The 14,115-nt window shown below is 73.1% G+C and carries 14 protein-coding genes; 4 read left to right on the top strand and 10 right to left on the bottom strand.

The annotated features are described in order from the left end of the window. Positions 1-18: 18 nt before the first annotated feature. Complete coding sequence (locus FS793_RS08620) at positions 19-1,251, top strand: amidohydrolase (RefSeq protein WP_144720090.1); 1,233 nt, start codon at positions 19-21, stop codon at positions 1,249-1,251. Positions 1,252-1,796: 545 nt separating this feature from the next. Here the strand turns inward: FS793_RS08620 and FS793_RS16200 are convergent. Then, positions 1,797-2,237, bottom strand: a complete 441-nt coding sequence (locus FS793_RS16200; RefSeq protein WP_186329408.1) for a hypothetical protein — start codon at positions 2,235-2,237, stop codon at positions 1,797-1,799. A 472-nt stretch (positions 2,238-2,709) separates the two neighbouring features. Beyond that, complete coding sequence (locus tag FS793_RS08610) at positions 2,710-3,852, bottom strand: phosphotransferase (RefSeq protein WP_186329407.1); 1,143 nt, start codon at positions 3,850-3,852, stop codon at positions 2,710-2,712. A 100-nt stretch (positions 3,853-3,952) separates the two neighbouring features. On the opposite strand from FS793_RS08610, the gene FS793_RS08605 reads away from it, so the two are divergent. The 3 genes from FS793_RS08605 (at position 3,953) to FS793_RS08595 (ending at position 7,092) form a co-directional block, all read left to right on the top strand. Then, complete coding sequence (locus FS793_RS08605) at positions 3,953-5,452, top strand: sensor histidine kinase (protein ID WP_144720087.1); 1,500 nt, start codon at positions 3,953-3,955, stop codon at positions 5,450-5,452. 22 nt (positions 5,453-5,474) lie between these two features. Beyond that, positions 5,475-6,131, top strand: a complete 657-nt coding sequence (locus FS793_RS08600; RefSeq protein ID WP_144720086.1) for a response regulator transcription factor — start codon at positions 5,475-5,477, stop codon at positions 6,129-6,131. Positions 6,132-6,273: 142 nt separating this feature from the next. After that, a complete protein-coding gene (locus FS793_RS08595) occupies positions 6,274-7,092 on the top strand; it encodes an LLM class flavin-dependent oxidoreductase (protein ID WP_144720085.1) in 819 nt (272 codons plus the stop codon). Positions 7,093-7,227: 135 nt separating this feature from the next. Here the strand turns inward: FS793_RS08595 and FS793_RS08590 are convergent, their stop codons facing one another. From FS793_RS08590 to FS793_RS08555, 8 genes are all read right to left on the bottom strand, one after another. After that, positions 7,228-7,539: a hypothetical protein gene (locus FS793_RS08590; RefSeq protein ID WP_144720084.1), complete on the bottom strand. Its 312-nt coding sequence runs from the start codon at positions 7,537-7,539 to the stop codon at positions 7,228-7,230. A gap of 18 nt (positions 7,540-7,557) precedes the next feature. Then, complete coding sequence (locus tag FS793_RS08585) at positions 7,558-8,598, bottom strand: glutathione S-transferase family protein (RefSeq protein ID WP_144720083.1); 1,041 nt, start codon at positions 8,596-8,598, stop codon at positions 7,558-7,560. Between the two features lie 132 nt (positions 8,599-8,730). Next, entirely contained in the window at positions 8,731-9,306 is a 576-nt protein-coding gene (locus tag FS793_RS08580; protein WP_144720082.1) for a nitroreductase family protein, read from the bottom strand. A 195-nt stretch (positions 9,307-9,501) separates the two neighbouring features. Further along, complete coding sequence (locus tag FS793_RS08575; RefSeq protein ID WP_260980089.1) at positions 9,502-10,767, bottom strand: MFS transporter; 1,266 nt, start codon at positions 10,765-10,767, stop codon at positions 9,502-9,504. 85 nt (positions 10,768-10,852) lie between these two features. After that, on the bottom strand, positions 10,853-11,281 hold the full coding sequence (locus tag FS793_RS08570) for a MarR family winged helix-turn-helix transcriptional regulator (RefSeq protein ID WP_144720081.1): 429 nt from the start codon (positions 11,279-11,281) through the stop codon (positions 10,853-10,855). 66 nt (positions 11,282-11,347) lie between these two features. Further along, positions 11,348-11,818 carry a MarR family winged helix-turn-helix transcriptional regulator gene (locus FS793_RS08565; protein WP_144720080.1) on the bottom strand — a complete coding sequence of 157 codons (471 nt, stop codon included), beginning with the start codon at positions 11,816-11,818 and terminating at the stop codon, positions 11,348-11,350. 71 nt (positions 11,819-11,889) lie between these two features. Beyond that, entirely contained in the window at positions 11,890-12,513 is a 624-nt protein-coding gene (locus FS793_RS08560) for a CE1759 family FMN reductase (RefSeq protein WP_144720079.1), read from the bottom strand. A gap of 211 nt (positions 12,514-12,724) precedes the next feature. After that, positions 12,725-13,876 carry an LLM class flavin-dependent oxidoreductase gene (locus tag FS793_RS08555; RefSeq protein WP_144720423.1) on the bottom strand — a complete coding sequence of 384 codons (1,152 nt, stop codon included), beginning with the start codon at positions 13,874-13,876 and terminating at the stop codon, positions 12,725-12,727. Positions 13,877-14,115 lie beyond the last annotated feature (239 nt).

The following is a 14,115-nucleotide window of genomic DNA, read 5'->3' as shown; positions in this document are numbered from 1 at the left end:
CCCAAGGAGGTCCTTGCAGTGCCCACCATCACCACCACCGTGCGTCCCGCCACCGAGGCCGGCATCGCCGCGATGCCCGCGACGATCGCCGAGCTGCAGACGCTGCTCTCCGCGCGCCTCACGACGCTCGTCGACGTCGCCGCCGACCTGCACGCGCATCCCGAGATCCGCTTCACCGAGACGCACGCCGCCGCGCGCCTCACGGCCGAGCTCGAGCTCGCGGGCTTCGCCGTCGAGCGCGGCTTCGCCGGTCTCGAGACCGCCTTCGTCGGCCGCTGGTCGACGCCGGGTGCGGGCGCCGACGCCCCGACGATCGCGATCTTCTGCGAGTACGACGCGCTCGAGGAGATCGGCCACGCGTGCGGCCACAACGTCATCGCCGCCGCCGGTCTCGGCGCGGGGATGCTCGTGAAGGACGCGCTCGTGGCGTCGCCCGTGCCCGCGCACCTCGTGGTGATCGGCAGCCCGGGCGAGGAAGGCGCAGCCGGCAAGGTGCCGATGATCGACGGCGGCGTGCTCGACGGCGTCGACCTCGCGATCATGGTGCACCCGTCGGGATCGGACGCCGTGCGCGGCTCGTCGCTGTCGCGCGTCGCGCTCGACGTCGACTTCCACGGCAAGGCGGCCCACGCAGCCGGCGCCCCCGAGATCGGCCGCAACGCGCTCGACGCCGCGACGCTGTCGCTCACGGCGATCGGCCTCCTGCGCCAGCAGATGACCGACGACGTGCGCATCCACGCCATCATCACGAACGGCGGCCAGGCGCCGAACATCATCCCCGAGCATGCGGCGCTGCGGATCTTCGTGCGCGCCGGCGACCGCGAGCACCTGCTCTCCGACGTCGTGCCGCGCGTGCGCGCCTGCTTCGACGGCGCCGCGCTCGCGACGGGCACGACGGTCGAGATCGCCGAGAACACGCCGCCGTACTTCTCGCTGCGGTCGAACGTCACGCTCGTCGACGTCGCCGAGGCGGCGTACGGCGTGCTGGGCCGCGAGCTCGAGCCCGACCCGACGCTCGCGGGCTCGACCGACATGGGCAACGTGAGCCACGTGGTGCCGTCGATCCACCCGATGATCTGCCTCGCGCGCGACGTCGCACCGCACACGCGCGAGTTCGCGGCGGCGGCCGGCTCGGCCGAGCTGGCGCCGCCGGCGATCGCCGACGGTGCCGTGATGCTCGCGGCGACCGCGCTGTCGGCGTTCCGCGACCCGGCGATCGTCGCCGACGCGAAGGCCACGTTCGAGGGCTGACGCTCGGGAGGGCGGATGCGGACGGCCGGCCAGGGCCGCCCGCATCCGCCTGTCTCCACGACCGGTCGCACGTGGCTCGTGACGGGTCGCAGTCGACTCGTGACTGGTCGCAGTTGGCTGCCAAGTCCGACCAGTCGACAGCCATTCGCGACCAGTCGACGACGAGGCGCGCGCCGACGCCGGCATGACTGGTCACGATTGCACCAGGCTGGTCGAAGATGCACGCTCGACTGGTCGCAGGTGCACCGCAACTGCGACCAGTCCGGTGCAACTGCGACCAGTCGTCCTCCATGCGAGGCGAGCGACCAGCGCCGCATCCGCTGACCGCTGCGGCACCGGCTGGTCACTCGTTGCGCCGACTGGTCACTCGTCACCTTCGACTGGTCACTCGTGGTTGCAACGAGCGACCATTCCCAACCACGCGTGACCAGTCAGCTCGTCCGGACGCACGCAGCGGCGCCGTCGACGCAGGATGCGTCGGCGGCGCCGGGGGAGTGCGGAGGGGTCGACGTCCGACGGTCGGACGCCGACCCCTCCAGCCCTCGTCAGTCGCCCGAGGGGGCGGAGACGGGCGAGACGGGGCTGGCCGCCGACGGCGCGCTGTCCCATGCGGGAGCGGGCGCCGGGGCGGGGGCGGGGGCCGGGGCGGGAGCCGGGGCGGCGACGGGCGACGGCGCCGAGATCGCCGACTGGGTGGGTGCGGGTGCCGGGGCCGTGGGCGCCGACGGAGCCGAGCTCGTGGGGGCCGGCGCTGCGGGGGCGCTCGACGCGGTGGGCGCCGAGACGACGGATGCGTGCCCGTCGGTGACGCGGATGGTGACGCCCGGCCGCTCGACGAGGTCGTCGCCGACCACGACGCCGCCCTGCGCGACCTGCGTCGCGTCGTCGACGTCCATGGCGTTGGCGGTGGCGAGGGCTCCGGCTGCGACGAGGCCGAGGCCGAGGGTGCCGGCTGCGCCGACGGTGATCCAGGTGCGCTGCTCCATGATGGTCTCCTTCTTCGGTGCTCCCTGTGTGCGAGCACCACTCTCGCGAGACCCCGTGAGGCGGGTATGACGACCGCATGAGAGACCTCTCATGCGCAGATGCGGGCGGTCGATCGGTCGCTCGTGGGCCTGACTGGTCACACGTGGTGCTGACTGGTCGCTCGTGGTCGGGAATGGTCGCTCGTGGGAACGATCGGTGACCAGTCGATCCCGACGAGTGACCAGTCGCCACAACGAGTGACCGATCGCCGGATCGAGTGACCAGTCACCGCGACGAGTGGACCACTCGCCGATGGCTCGGTCGAGCACTGGTCATGGTTGGTCGTCGACTGGTCGCAGCTGGCTGCCAACTCTGACCAGTCATGGGCCAATCGTGACCAGTCAGGCGCCGATCGTGACCAGTCATGAGCCGATCGTGACCAATCGCCGACCGACCGACCGCGTAGCCAGGCACGAGCCGAGCCGCAGCGCCTCAGCCCGCGCTCGCCGCCTTCGGCGCCACGTGCACGAGCGACGAGGCCTCGTCGAGCATCCGGTCGGCGCGGTCGCCCGCACCCTGCTCGATCGCCGACAGCGCGTGCGCGATGAGGTGCGCCGCCGTGAGCGAGCGCGAGTGCGGGCCGTCGAGCCAGCGCTCGGATGCGACGTCGGCGAGCACGTGCAGGGCGAGCGCCGCCTCCGACCGGCCTGCCGCCTCGGTGAGCAGCGCGCTCGTGCGGGCGTGGCCGATGAACGCGGCGGAGTCCTCGTCGCGGTCGCCGACGCCCGCGGTGTCGACGTCGATGAGTCCCGTCACGACGTCGTCGGTGAAGAAGAGCTGGCCGAGGTGCAGGTCGCCGTGCACGACGACGGGCAGCGTCACGTCGCGGCGGCGGGCGTGCACGGCGTCGCGCAGCGCCATCGCGAGACCCGCCCGCTCGGGCGAGACCTGCGCGAGGCGTGCGGCGTACCAGTCGATGCGGGATCCGAGCGCCGGCCGGGCGGCACCCGTGATCTCGGCGCGCTCGAGCCCCAGCCGCACGACGTCCACCGCCTGCAGCAGCGCATCGGGCGCGAGCGACAGAGCGGCCTTCGGTCCCGCGAGCCCCTTCGCCTGCTCGATGAGCATGCAGCCCTGCGGCGCCCAGCGAGGGATGCGCGGCACGGGCACGCCAGCCTTCGCGAGCGCCGAGTGCAGGCTCGCGATGTGCTCGGTGACGCCGGGCGGCACGATCTTCAGGAAGTGCTCCGCCTCCTCGCCGCGCAGCCGCAGCACCGCGCGCTTGCCCGGTCGATAGGCGACGATCTCCGACTCGAACGTGCCTGCGATGCCGAAGCGCTCGAGCAGTCGCGCCGCCGACTCGCCGAACGCGGCGACGGGCAGCGTCGGCAGGCGCGGATCGGCGGGATGCAGCCAGACGCGCGCCTGCAGCGCGTCGCCCGAGCGCAGCACGAGCCCCGTCTCCTCGGGCACGTCCTCGCCCGAGGTGTCGACGAAGTAGGTGAGCGTCGTGCCGTCGTCGTCGACCTCGAATCCGGCGATGACGCCCGCGCCGAACGGGTCGCGGGAGATGAGGCGCCCGGGGCGGCCCAACGCCTCCTCGAGCAGCACGTGCTCGGCGGGCCGCGACTCCATGCCCCCGATCCTTCCAGGCGCCGCTGGGCGATCGCTGGCCTTGCATGAGACTGCTCTCATGTGACAGGCCGCACGGTGCCGGGGCGGGCAGGATGGGGGCATGGGCGAGCGGCGGAGTCGACTGCCGGTCGTCAGCGTGCGCACGCGGATCGTGGCGGCCCTCGGGCTCGTGGCGACGCTCGCGGTGCTCGCGGCCGGCGTCACGGCCTACGTCGTCGAGCGCAACCGCATCCTCGACCAGGTCGACACGCAGCTGCTGTCGTCGGTCGAGTCGGTGCGCTTCCTCGCGTCGGAGTCGCCGGACGGCGGCTGGTCGAGCGCCGAGGCGCTGCTCACGGCAGCGCTCACCCGCATCGCCCCCGACGACAACACCGGCGCGCTCGGCGTCATCGCGGGCCAGGCGGCGCTCGTGCCGGGCGTGCAGATGGACGTGAACCTTGCACGCGTCGACGGGCTCGCGGCGCGCGTCACCGCCGAGACGGAGGGCGCGCAGGTCGTGATCGGCACGATCGCCGACGCCGACGCCGACGCGCGCGCCGACGTCACGCTGCGCTACGTGGCCGTGCCGATCGTCGTGGGCGAGGGCGACGCGGCGACGACCGCGATCTTCGTCACCGGCTACGACCTCGTCGCCGAGCTCGCCGAGCTCGACGCCGCGGCGAGCGTCTTCCTGCTCGCGGCCGCCATCGGCGTGCTCGCCGTGCTCGTGATCGGCTTCGCGATCGCCGGCCGGCTGCTGCGCCCCATCCGCGACCTGCGGCAGCTCGCCGAGCGCATCGCCGCATCCGGCGTCTCCGAGCGCGTGCCCGTGACGGGCAACGACGACGTCTCGCAGCTCGGCGTCACCGTCAACGCCATGCTCGACCGGCTCGACGGATCCCTCGCCGCGCAGCAGCGCCTGCTCGACGACGTCGGGCACGAGCTGAAGACGCCCGTCACGATCGTGCGCGGCCACCTCGAGCTCATGGATGCGCGCGACCCGGCCGACGTCGAGCAGGCGCGCGACGTGGCGATCTCCGAGCTCGACCGCATGGCGGGGCTCGTCGGCGACATCCAACGCGCGTCGAGCGTCGACCGCGTCGAGGCGTTCCGCTTCCGCGCGACCGACGTCGCCGAGCTCACGGAGCAGGTCGCGACGACGGCGTCGGGCATCGAGGGCGCGACGGTGCGGCTCGGCTCGACGGCGCGCGTCGTCGCGATGGTCGACGTCGAGCGCATCACGCAGGCGATGCTGCAGCTCGTGCAGAACGCCGTGACGCACGCGGGCGGCGACGTCACGGTCGCGTCGCGGCGCGCCGGCGACCACGTCGAGCTCGTCGTGCAGGATGCGGGGCCCGGCGTGCCCGACGCGCACAAGGAGGCCGTGTTCGAGCGATTCCGACGCGTCGAGACCGGCCGTGGGCGCGAGGGCAGCGGCCTGGGCCTGTCGATCGTGCGCCGGATCGCCGAGGCGCACGGCGGCACGGCACGCGTCGACGACGCCGTCGAGGGCGGCGCCGCGTTCGTCGTGGCGCTGCCGATCGACGACGAGGCGGTCGCGGCCGCCGGGGCCGCGCCCGGCGCGTCGGCAGCGGCCGTCGGCGAGGATGGTCGAGCGTGACCGCGAGCGCGAGGGGGAGCGGATGCCGTCGATCCTGATCGCCGAGGACGAGGTGCGCATCAGCGCGTTCGTCGAGAAGGGGCTGCGCGCCGCGGGCTTCGCGACGACCGTCGCCGCGACCGGCCCCGAGGCGCTCGACCTCGCGCTGAGCGACGAGTTCGACCTCGTCGTGCTCGACGTCGGCCTGCCGGGGCTCGACGGCTTCGAGGTGCTCGAGCGGCTGCGCGGCTCGGGCGCGACGGTGCCCGTCATCATGCTCACGGCCCGCACCTCCGCCGCCGACACGGTCGCGGGGCTCGAGGGCGGCGCCGACGACTACGTGCCCAAGCCCTTCCGCTTCGACGAGCTGCTCGCGCGCATCCGCCTGCGCATGCGCCGCGAGGGCGCTGCGGCGCCGAGCGAGGTGGAGGCCGACGGCGTCGTGCTCGACGTGCGCACGCGTCGCGCGCGGCTCGACGGGCGCGAGGTCGACCTGTCGGCGCGCGAGTTCGCCCTCGCCGAGGAGCTCATGCGCAACCGCGGCAACGTGCTCTCGCGCGAGCAGCTGCTCTCGCGGGTCTGGGGCTACGACTTCGACCCCGGCTCGAACGTCGTCGACGTGTACGTGCGCTACCTGCGGGCGAAGCTCGGCGCCGACCGCATCGAGACCGTGCGCGGCATGGGCTACCGCTTCCGCTGACCGCCGTCGGTCGGCTGCGCTTCGCGGGCGATCAGGGGTGGCAGAGGGGCATCTTCCCTCCGCCCACCGTGATCGCCTGCGCAGCGCACGAGACGAGGCGAGGGATGCGCGCGCGTCGGAGGGGCGCGGTAGCGTCGCCGGCATGGTCGACGTCGCCCTCATCATCCCGCCCGATCAGCCGCCCGAGGCCTACCGCGAGGTGGCCGTCGCCGCCGATGCCGCGGGGCTCGACGAGCTGTGGGTGTGGGAGGACTGCTTCGCCGAGTCGGGCGTCGCCGCCGCGGCGGCCGCCCTCGCCTGGACGCCCCGCATCCGCGTGGGCATCGGTCTCATGCCCGTGCCGCTGCGCACCGTCGCGCTCGAGGCCATGGAGGTCGCGACGCTCGCGAGGCTCTTCCCCGGTCGGCTGCTGCCGGGCTTCGGCCACGGCGTGCTCGACTGGATGGGGCAGGCGGGCGTGCGCGCGCAGTCGCCGCTCACGCTGCTGCGCGAGCACGTCGAGGCGCTGCGGCCGCTGCTCGCGGGCGAGGAGGTGTCGCGCGACGGCCGGTACGTGCAGCTCGACGCCGTGCAGCTGCGCTGGCCGCCCGCCGAGGTGCCGCCGCTGCTCGTCGGTGCGATCCGCGAGCGCACGCTGGCGCTCGCGGGCGAGCTCGGCGACGGCGTGATCCTCACCGAGGGCGCAGACGTCGATGCGGCGCGCGAGCGCATCGCGGTGGTGCGCGAGGCGTGGGATGCGGCGGGCCGCGAGGGCGCGCCCGCCGCGGTCGTCTTCCTGTCGGTGCCCGCGGACTCGTCGGCCGAGACGATCGCCGGCCAGATCCGCGCGCTCGCCGACGTCGGCGCGACGAGCGTCGCCGTCTGCCTCGTCGACGAGGTCGGCGGCCCACCGATCGGCGACGCCCGACTGCTCGGCGCCGTCGGCACGGTCGCTGCGTCCCGCGGGCTCGCGCGCGCCTGACCCGCGGCATCCGCCGCGGTCGCGGTCGCGTCCTGCGGGCGATCAGGGGTCGCGGAGGCGCATCCTCCGTCCGCCCACCCGGATCGCCTGCGCGACGCAGACGGCTGCGCCGAGACGCAGGGGCGTCAGCCGGTGTCAGTCGTCGTCGAGCTCGCCGACGTCGTCATCGTCATCGTCGTCGTCGTCCGACGGCGGGGCCGGCTGCGCCGGGGCGGGCTGCACGGGCGCGGGCTCGACCGGGGCGGGCGCCTGCGTCTGGGTGGGCTCCGTGGGCGCGGGGTCCGTCGGCGCGGTCGTCGAGCCGGGCGCCTGGATCGGCGCGACGCCGAGCGGCGCTCCCGCCGAGTCCTGCATGCGGATCGTGACCGAGGCGACGCCCCAGGCGAGGCCCGCGAGCACGGCGACGCCCGCCGCGACGGCGGCGACGCGCGCGAGCACCCGACCCATGCCTCGATCCTCCCAGGGTCAGCGCGAGGCGGCCACCCCGCCGGGCAGCGGCGTCGCGTGCTGCGGCACGAGCTCCTCGTCGCGCGGCGGCGGGGGAGGCGTGCCGTCGCCGAACGGCGACCCTCCCGTCGACAGCGCCTCGCGGCCGTGCGGCTCGAGCCAGCCGTCGAGCGCCGGCCCCTTCGGCACGATGCCCGAGGGGTTCACGTCCTCGTGCACGACGTAGTAGTGCTCCTTGATCTGCGCGAAGTCGATCGTGTCGCCGAAGCCGGGGGTCTGGAAGAGATCCCGCGCGTAGCCCCACAGCGCCGGGAGCTCGATCAGCCTCTGCCGATTCGCCTTGAAGTGCCCGTGGTAGACGGGATCGAAGCGCGCGAGCGTCGTGAAGAGGCGCACGTCGGCCTCGGTGATGGCGTCGCCCATGAGGAAGCGCCGGGTGGCGAGGCGATCCTCGAGCCAGTCGAGCGCCGTCCAGAGCCGGTCGTAGGCGTCGTCGTACGCGGCCTGCGATCCGGCGAACCCGCAGCGGTAGACGCCGTTGTTCACCTCGGTGTAGACGCGGCGCATCACCGCATCCATCTCCTCGCGCTGCGCGGCCGGCAGCAGGTCGGGCGCGCCCTCGCGGTGGTACGGCCGCCACTCGGTGGAGAGGTCGAGGCTCATCTGCGCGAAGTCATTCGTGACGACGGCACCCGAGGGGACGTCGACGATCGCAGGCACCGTGATGCCCTTCGGGTAGTCGGGCACGCGCGCGAGGTACGCGTCCTGGATGCGCTCGATGCCGAGCACGGGATCGACGCCGCCGGGGTCGAGGTCGAACGTCCACGAACGGGCGTCGTGCGTCGGCCCGCACATGCCGACCGACAGCGCATCCTCGAGCCCGAGCAGGCGTCGCACGATGAGCATGCGGTTCGCCCATGGGCACGCCCGCGCGACGATCAGCCGGTAGCGGCCGGGCTCGACGGGCCAGCCGTCGGCGCCGTCCGCGGTGATGCGCGACTCGATGTACGCGGTGTCGCGCGTGTACTCCTGGCCTGGGGCGACGTAGTCGGAGGGCATGCCTGCAACGCTACGGCCGCATCCTCTGTGCCGGCGATGGGATGCGAAGACGACGATTGGGCAGTAGTGGCTCGCTGCACGGCGTGTCGCGAACCACTGCTGCCCAATCAGGCGTCAGCGGTGACCGATCGGTCAGGAGCCCAGCACGATCTCCGACAGCGGCTTGCGGGCACGGGGCGCGTGCTCGCGCTCGCGCAGCATCGCGTCGAGCGCGGCGGCGTCGCCGAGCGAGCCGAGGGCGACGACCGTGACGGGCTGCAGGCGCTCGTCGAGGTCGAACGCCTGCGCGGCGGCGTCGGCGTCGAAGCCCGACATCTGGTGCACGACGAGGCCGTCGGCGTGCGCCTGGATGGTGAGGTGCGCGACCGCCTGGCCGAGGTCGTAGACGGCGGTCGGGTTCGCGCGACCCTCCTCGTTCGTCACCTCGGCGATCGCGAGGATGAGCACGGATGCGTTGGGCGCCCAGAGCTGGTTGAACTCGGCGAGCGCGCCGACGACGCGGTCGAACGCCTCGGTGCCGCGGCGGGCGACCACGAAGCGCCAGGGCTGCGCGTTGTAGGCGGAGGGGCTCCAGCGGGCGGCCTCGAGCGCCTTCGACAGCAGGGACTCGTCGATCTCGACGGGCTCGTAGGCGCGGGGGCTCCAGCGCTCCTGCAGCACGTCGAGGATGGCGTGGTCGGTGGGGGCGGTGCGGTCGACGATGGTCATGTCGGCTCCTTCGGATGGGCGGATGGAGTGGTCGACGCTGACCAGAGGACTGCAACGCTGCGAACGCGTCGACATTCCCGATTCGTTCGAATGTGAAGCATCGTGACGCGTGCTCGCGCAGCGGATCCTGAGGAGGCCTCGAGCGCAGCGAGCAGCCGTCTCGAAGGGCGCCCGCTCCTCGACCGGCTGGTGGGGCTACGCCTTCGTCGTCTGCAGCTCCTCGGTGACCTCCGCCAGGCGGAGGGTGCCCGTGCGGCTCATGCGGTCGGCGCGGCGCTGGCGCGACCACCACACGGCACCGATCGCGAACGCGACGAGGGCCGTGGCGACGGCGACCATGATCGCCCAGCGGGGGCCGTACGCATCCGCGACCCAGCCGACGATCGGGGCGCCGATGGGCGTGCCGCCGAGGAACACGGCGGAGTAGAGCGCCATGACCCGGCCGCGCATCTCGGGCGCCGTCGACAGCTGCACCGTCGAGTTCGCGTTCGTCATGAACAGCTGCGCCGTGAAGCCCGCGAGCGCGAGCCCGACGGCGAAGAGCCACAGGTTGGGCACCCACGCGAGGATGGTGCACGCGACGGCGAAGGCGCCGAGGCCGCCGATCACGAGCGTCCACCGTGGTCGCTCGGAGCGCGCGGCGAGCAGCGCGCCCGAGACCGATCCGATCGCCATCGCCGACGACAGCAGGCCGAACGTGTCGGCGTCGGCACCGAACTCGACCGTCATGGTCGAGATGAAGATGGGGAAGTTCAGGCCGAACGTGCCGAGCGTGAATGCCATGACCATCACGATGACGATGTCGTGCCGCCTGCCCACGTACCGCATGCCCTGCACGATGTCGCCGAATCCCCGGGCGCCGCGTGGCGCGGGTTGCAGCTCGCCGCGGCGCAGCCGCAGGAGCGCGACGATCATCGCGACGAACGTGAGCGCGTTGAGCAGGAAGACGGGCCCGGCGCCGAGGAGCGCGATCGACAGGCCGGCGACGGCGGGGCCGACGAGGCGCGCGCCGTGGAACGACGCGGAGTTGAGCGCGACGGCGTTCGAGATCTGGTCCTGCCCGACGATCTCGGAGACGAACGCCTGGCGGGCGGGGTTGTCGAACGCCTGCGTCGAGCCGAACAGGGCCGCGAACGTCCACACCATCCACAGCTCGAGCACGCCCGTGATGGCGAGCAGGCCGAGCACGAGCGACAGCGCGCCGAGCGTCGACTGCGTCACGAGCAGCACGTTGCGCTTCGGGAAGCGGTCGGCGACGAGGCCGGAGAGCGGCACGAGCAGCAGCTGCGGGCCGAACTGCAGCGCCATCGTGACGCCGACGGCGGTCGCGTCGTACTGGGTGAGCTGCGTCAGCGTGATCCACGAGAGCGCGGTCGCCTGCATCCACGCGCCCACGTTCGAGATGAGGGCGCCGACGAACCAGGTGCGGTAGTTGAAGAGCTTGAGCGAGCGGAACATCATGCGCGGGCCTCCGGAGGGGCGGGGCGGCGGCGGACGTCGTCGCGAAGCGGTCGGATGGGGATGGTCTGCGGGTGCGCGGGCGACGTCATGCGTCGGCCTCGGCGATGCGCTCCATGATCTGCGCCGCCCGCTGCAGCGTCGCGCGCTCGTCGGGGGTGAGGGCGTCGAGGCGGGCGGCGAGCCACGCGTTGCGGCGGCGGCGCGTCTCCTCGATCATCTGCTGGCCGTCGTCGGTGATGACGAGCAGCTGCTTGCGGCCGTCGGTCTCGTGCGGCGTGCGATCCACGTAGCCGTGGTCGACGAGGCCCTGCACCGTGCGCAGCATGCTCGGCGGCGTCACGCGCTCCTTCGTCGAGAGCTCCTGCAGCGTGATCGGGCCGCACTTCTGCATCGTGCCGAGGGCCGACATGTGCGGGAAGCCGAGCGTCTCGTCGGCGACGGAGCGGCGCAGGCGGCGCGAGAGGCGCGCGACGGCGATGCGGAGGTCGTTCGAGAGTGCGAGAGATCGAGGCATGCCATTCGTTAGCCTAACGAATGTCCGGGCGACGCGCCAGCGCGCGCCGCCGACGACGTCGGCGCGTCAGGCCTCGTCGTCGGCGATCTGCACGGTCTCGCACTCGCCCAGCAGCGTCGAGCGCACCGGGGCGAAGATGCCCTCGAGCTGCGCCGCGTCGGCGTCGGAGATGCGGGAGAGGAAGAGCTCCTCGACGTGCCGAGCGTGCAGCGGCCTGGCCTTGCGCAGCGTGCGGCGGCCGGCGTCGGTCAGCACGGCATCCGTGCCGCGGCGGTCGGCGACCGAGGCCTCGCGCTGCACCCAGCCCTTCGCCTCCATCTGCTGCATGCGGTACGTCAGGCGGCCGGGAGCGAACGCGAGCTGCCGCGCGAGCGTGCCCATGCGCATGCGTGCGTCGTCGGCCTCCGACAGCAGCAGCAGGATGTTGAAGTCGGCGAGGTCGAGGCCGCACGCATCCTTGAGGCGCCGCTCGAGGGCGGCGGCGAGCATCGCGCTGCCCTCGAAGTAGGTGCGCCACGCCTCGGACGCTGCGGTCATGCGTCGAGCGTACGGCTCGCCGCTGTCCGCCGGCTGCGTCTCGCGGGGCGCAGGGGCCGCGTCGACGACCGTCATCGCCCGAGCAGCGACGCGAAGTCCTCGAAGTCGTCGCTCTCCGCGTCGAACGGGTCGACCTTCGCCGCGCGCGGCATCTGCGTCACGAGGCGGGCGAGCTCGCGGCCCGCGCGATCGATGCGCGACTGCAGCGCCGCATCCTGGCCCCAGTCCTCGGTGGCGGCGAAGACGCCCGTGGGGGCGACGACCGCGCCGAGGTAGGCGAACAGCGGGCGCAGCGCGGTGTCGACGACCATCGAGTGGCGCACGGTGCCGCCGGTCGCGCCGAGCAGGGTCGGGATGCCGGCGAGCTCGCGCTCGGCGATGCCGTCGATGAACGACTTGAACAGGCCCGAGTACGACATCGTGAAGACCGGGGTCACGGCGACGATGGCGTCGGCGGTCGTGAGGCGTCGGTGCGCGTCGTCGAGCGCGGGCGGCGCGACGCGCGTCACGAGGTGCGTCGCGACGTCGTGGGCGAGCGGGCGCAGCTCGATGGGGTCGACGGTCGCGGTGCGGCCGAGGTCGGCGAGCGCGCGCTGCGTCGCCTCGCCGAGCCGGGTGGCGAGCATGGTCGTGGTCGAGGGGTCGCCGAGGCCCGCGCTCACGATGGCGATGCGGGTCGGGGTGGTGTCGGTCATCGGATCCTCCTGGATGTCCAACCGGGATGCGGCGCGGGATCTTCCCCGCCGCATCCGCATGGTGCTGCGGGAGCAGCGGATGGGGTGCCGGGCTCGGGCGCGTCGGCTCGGGTGGGCTCGACGGGCACGGCGCTCCGGTCTGCGCGACGCTGCGCGGGAGTCGAGGGTCTCGGCCCGATGCCCTTCTCGCATCGGGCCGAGCCCCCGACCGCTAGGCGCGGTTCGGCGCGATCGCTGCGGCGGTGTCGACGTCGTCGCGCACCGCGGGATCCGCCGGCGCAGCCTCTGCCGCGTCGCGCGCGGCGACGAGGGATGCGTGCGTCGGCGCGTCGGGCACGCCCGGCGCCCGCAGGCGGTCGAACTCGGCCCGCAGCACCGGCACGACCTCGCGGCCGAGCATCTCGAGCTGGTCGAGCACCATCTCCACGGGCAGGCCCGCGTGGTCGATGAGGAACAGCTGCCGCTGGTAGTCGCCCGCGTAGTCGCGGAACGACAGCGTCTTCTCGATGACCTGCTCGGGCGTGCCGACCGTGAGGGGCGTCTGCGCCGTGAAGTCCTCGAGGCTCGGGCCGTGGCCGTACACGGGTGCCTCGTCGAAGTACGGGCGGAAGCGGCGCTTCGCCTCGGCCTCCGTCTCGGCCATGAAGACCTGGCCGCCGAGGCCGACGATCGCCTCCTCCTTCGCGCCGTGGCCGTGGTGCTCGAAGCGCCGGCGGTACAGCTCGACCATCTGCTGGGTGTGCTCCTTGTTCCAGAAGATGTTGTTGTGGAAGAAGCCGTCGCCGTAGTACGCGGCCTGCTCGGCGATCTGCGGCGTGCGGATCGAGCCGTGCCACACGAACGGGGCCACGCCGTCGAGCGGCGCGGGCGTCGAGGTGTAGCCCGTGAGCGGCGTGCGGTGCTTGCCCGTCCAGTTGACGTTCGTCTCGCGCCACAGGCGGCGCAGCAGGTCGTAGTGCTCGATCGCGAGCGACAGGCCGTCACGGATGTCGTAGCCGAACCACGGGTAGACGGGGCCGGTGTTGCCGCGGCCGAGGGTGAGGTCGACGCGGCCGTCGGCGAGGTGCTGCAGCATCGCGTAGTCCTCGGCGATCTTCACCGGGTCGTTCGTGGTGATGAGCGTCGTGGCGGTGGAGAGCTGCAGCGTCGTCGTCTGCGCGGCGATGTACGCGAGCGTCGTCGTGGGGCTCGACGAGAAGAACGGCGGGTTGTGGTGCTCGCCGAGCGCGAAGACGTCGAGGCCCACCTCCTCGGCCTTCTTCGCGATGCGCACGACGTCCTGGATGCGCTTCGCCTCCGACGGCGTCGTGCCGGTCGTGGGGTCGCGGGTGATGTCGCTCACCGTGAAGATGCCGAACTGCATGCTGCTCATGGCCGCCTCCTGCTGGGTCCTTCGATCCAAGTATTTCGAATCTGAAGTAATTGAACCACCATGCGGCGCATCCATTCCCGAGAGCGAGCCGGCCCGCGCATCCCGGGCGTGGCGGCGCGGCGAATCTGCACGAGAGCGACGTCTCGGGCGCAGGGTGCAGGTGATGCCGCCGTCACGTGCGGATTCGACGCGCACCTCGACGCGAGCGGGGCGAGGTGGCATCGTCGCCC

Source organism: Agrococcus jejuensis (assembly GCF_007679035.1).
Taxonomy (GTDB): Bacteria; Actinomycetota; Actinomycetes; order Actinomycetales; family Microbacteriaceae; genus Agrococcus; species Agrococcus jejuensis_A.
Note: the sequence above shows the minus strand (reverse complement) of the source record. Positions and strands in the feature narration are given on the sequence as shown.

Coding starts and splice junctions, on each gene's coding strand:
- FS793_RS16200 (WP_186329408.1), bottom strand. CDS start 2,237: ATGGAGCAGCGCACCTGGATCACCGTCGGCGCAGCCGGCACCCTCGGC.
- FS793_RS08610 (WP_186329407.1), bottom strand. CDS start 3,852: ATGGAGTCGCGGCCCGCCGAGCACGTGCTGCTCGAGGAGGCGTTGGGC.
- FS793_RS08605 (WP_144720087.1), top strand. CDS start 3,953: ATGGGCGAGCGGCGGAGTCGACTGCCGGTCGTCAGCGTGCGCACGCGG.
- FS793_RS08600 (WP_144720086.1), top strand. CDS start 5,475: ATGCCGTCGATCCTGATCGCCGAGGACGAGGTGCGCATCAGCGCGTTC.
- FS793_RS08595 (WP_144720085.1), top strand. CDS start 6,274: ATGGTCGACGTCGCCCTCATCATCCCGCCCGATCAGCCGCCCGAGGCC.
- FS793_RS08590 (WP_144720084.1), bottom strand. CDS start 7,539: ATGGGTCGGGTGCTCGCGCGCGTCGCCGCCGTCGCGGCGGGCGTCGCC.
- FS793_RS08585 (WP_144720083.1), bottom strand. CDS start 8,598: ATGCCCTCCGACTACGTCGCCCCAGGCCAGGAGTACACGCGCGACACC.
- FS793_RS08580 (WP_144720082.1), bottom strand. CDS start 9,306: ATGACCATCGTCGACCGCACCGCCCCCACCGACCACGCCATCCTCGAC.
- FS793_RS08575 (WP_260980089.1), bottom strand. CDS start 10,767: ATGATGTTCCGCTCGCTCAAGCTCTTCAACTACCGCACCTGGTTCGTC.
- FS793_RS08570 (WP_144720081.1), bottom strand. CDS start 11,281: ATGCCTCGATCTCTCGCACTCTCGAACGACCTCCGCATCGCCGTCGCG.
- FS793_RS08565 (WP_144720080.1), bottom strand. CDS start 11,818: ATGACCGCAGCGTCCGAGGCGTGGCGCACCTACTTCGAGGGCAGCGCG.
- FS793_RS08560 (WP_144720079.1), bottom strand. CDS start 12,513: ATGACCGACACCACCCCGACCCGCATCGCCATCGTGAGCGCGGGCCTC.
- FS793_RS08555 (WP_144720423.1), bottom strand. CDS start 13,876: ATGCAGTTCGGCATCTTCACGGTGAGCGACATCACCCGCGACCCCACG.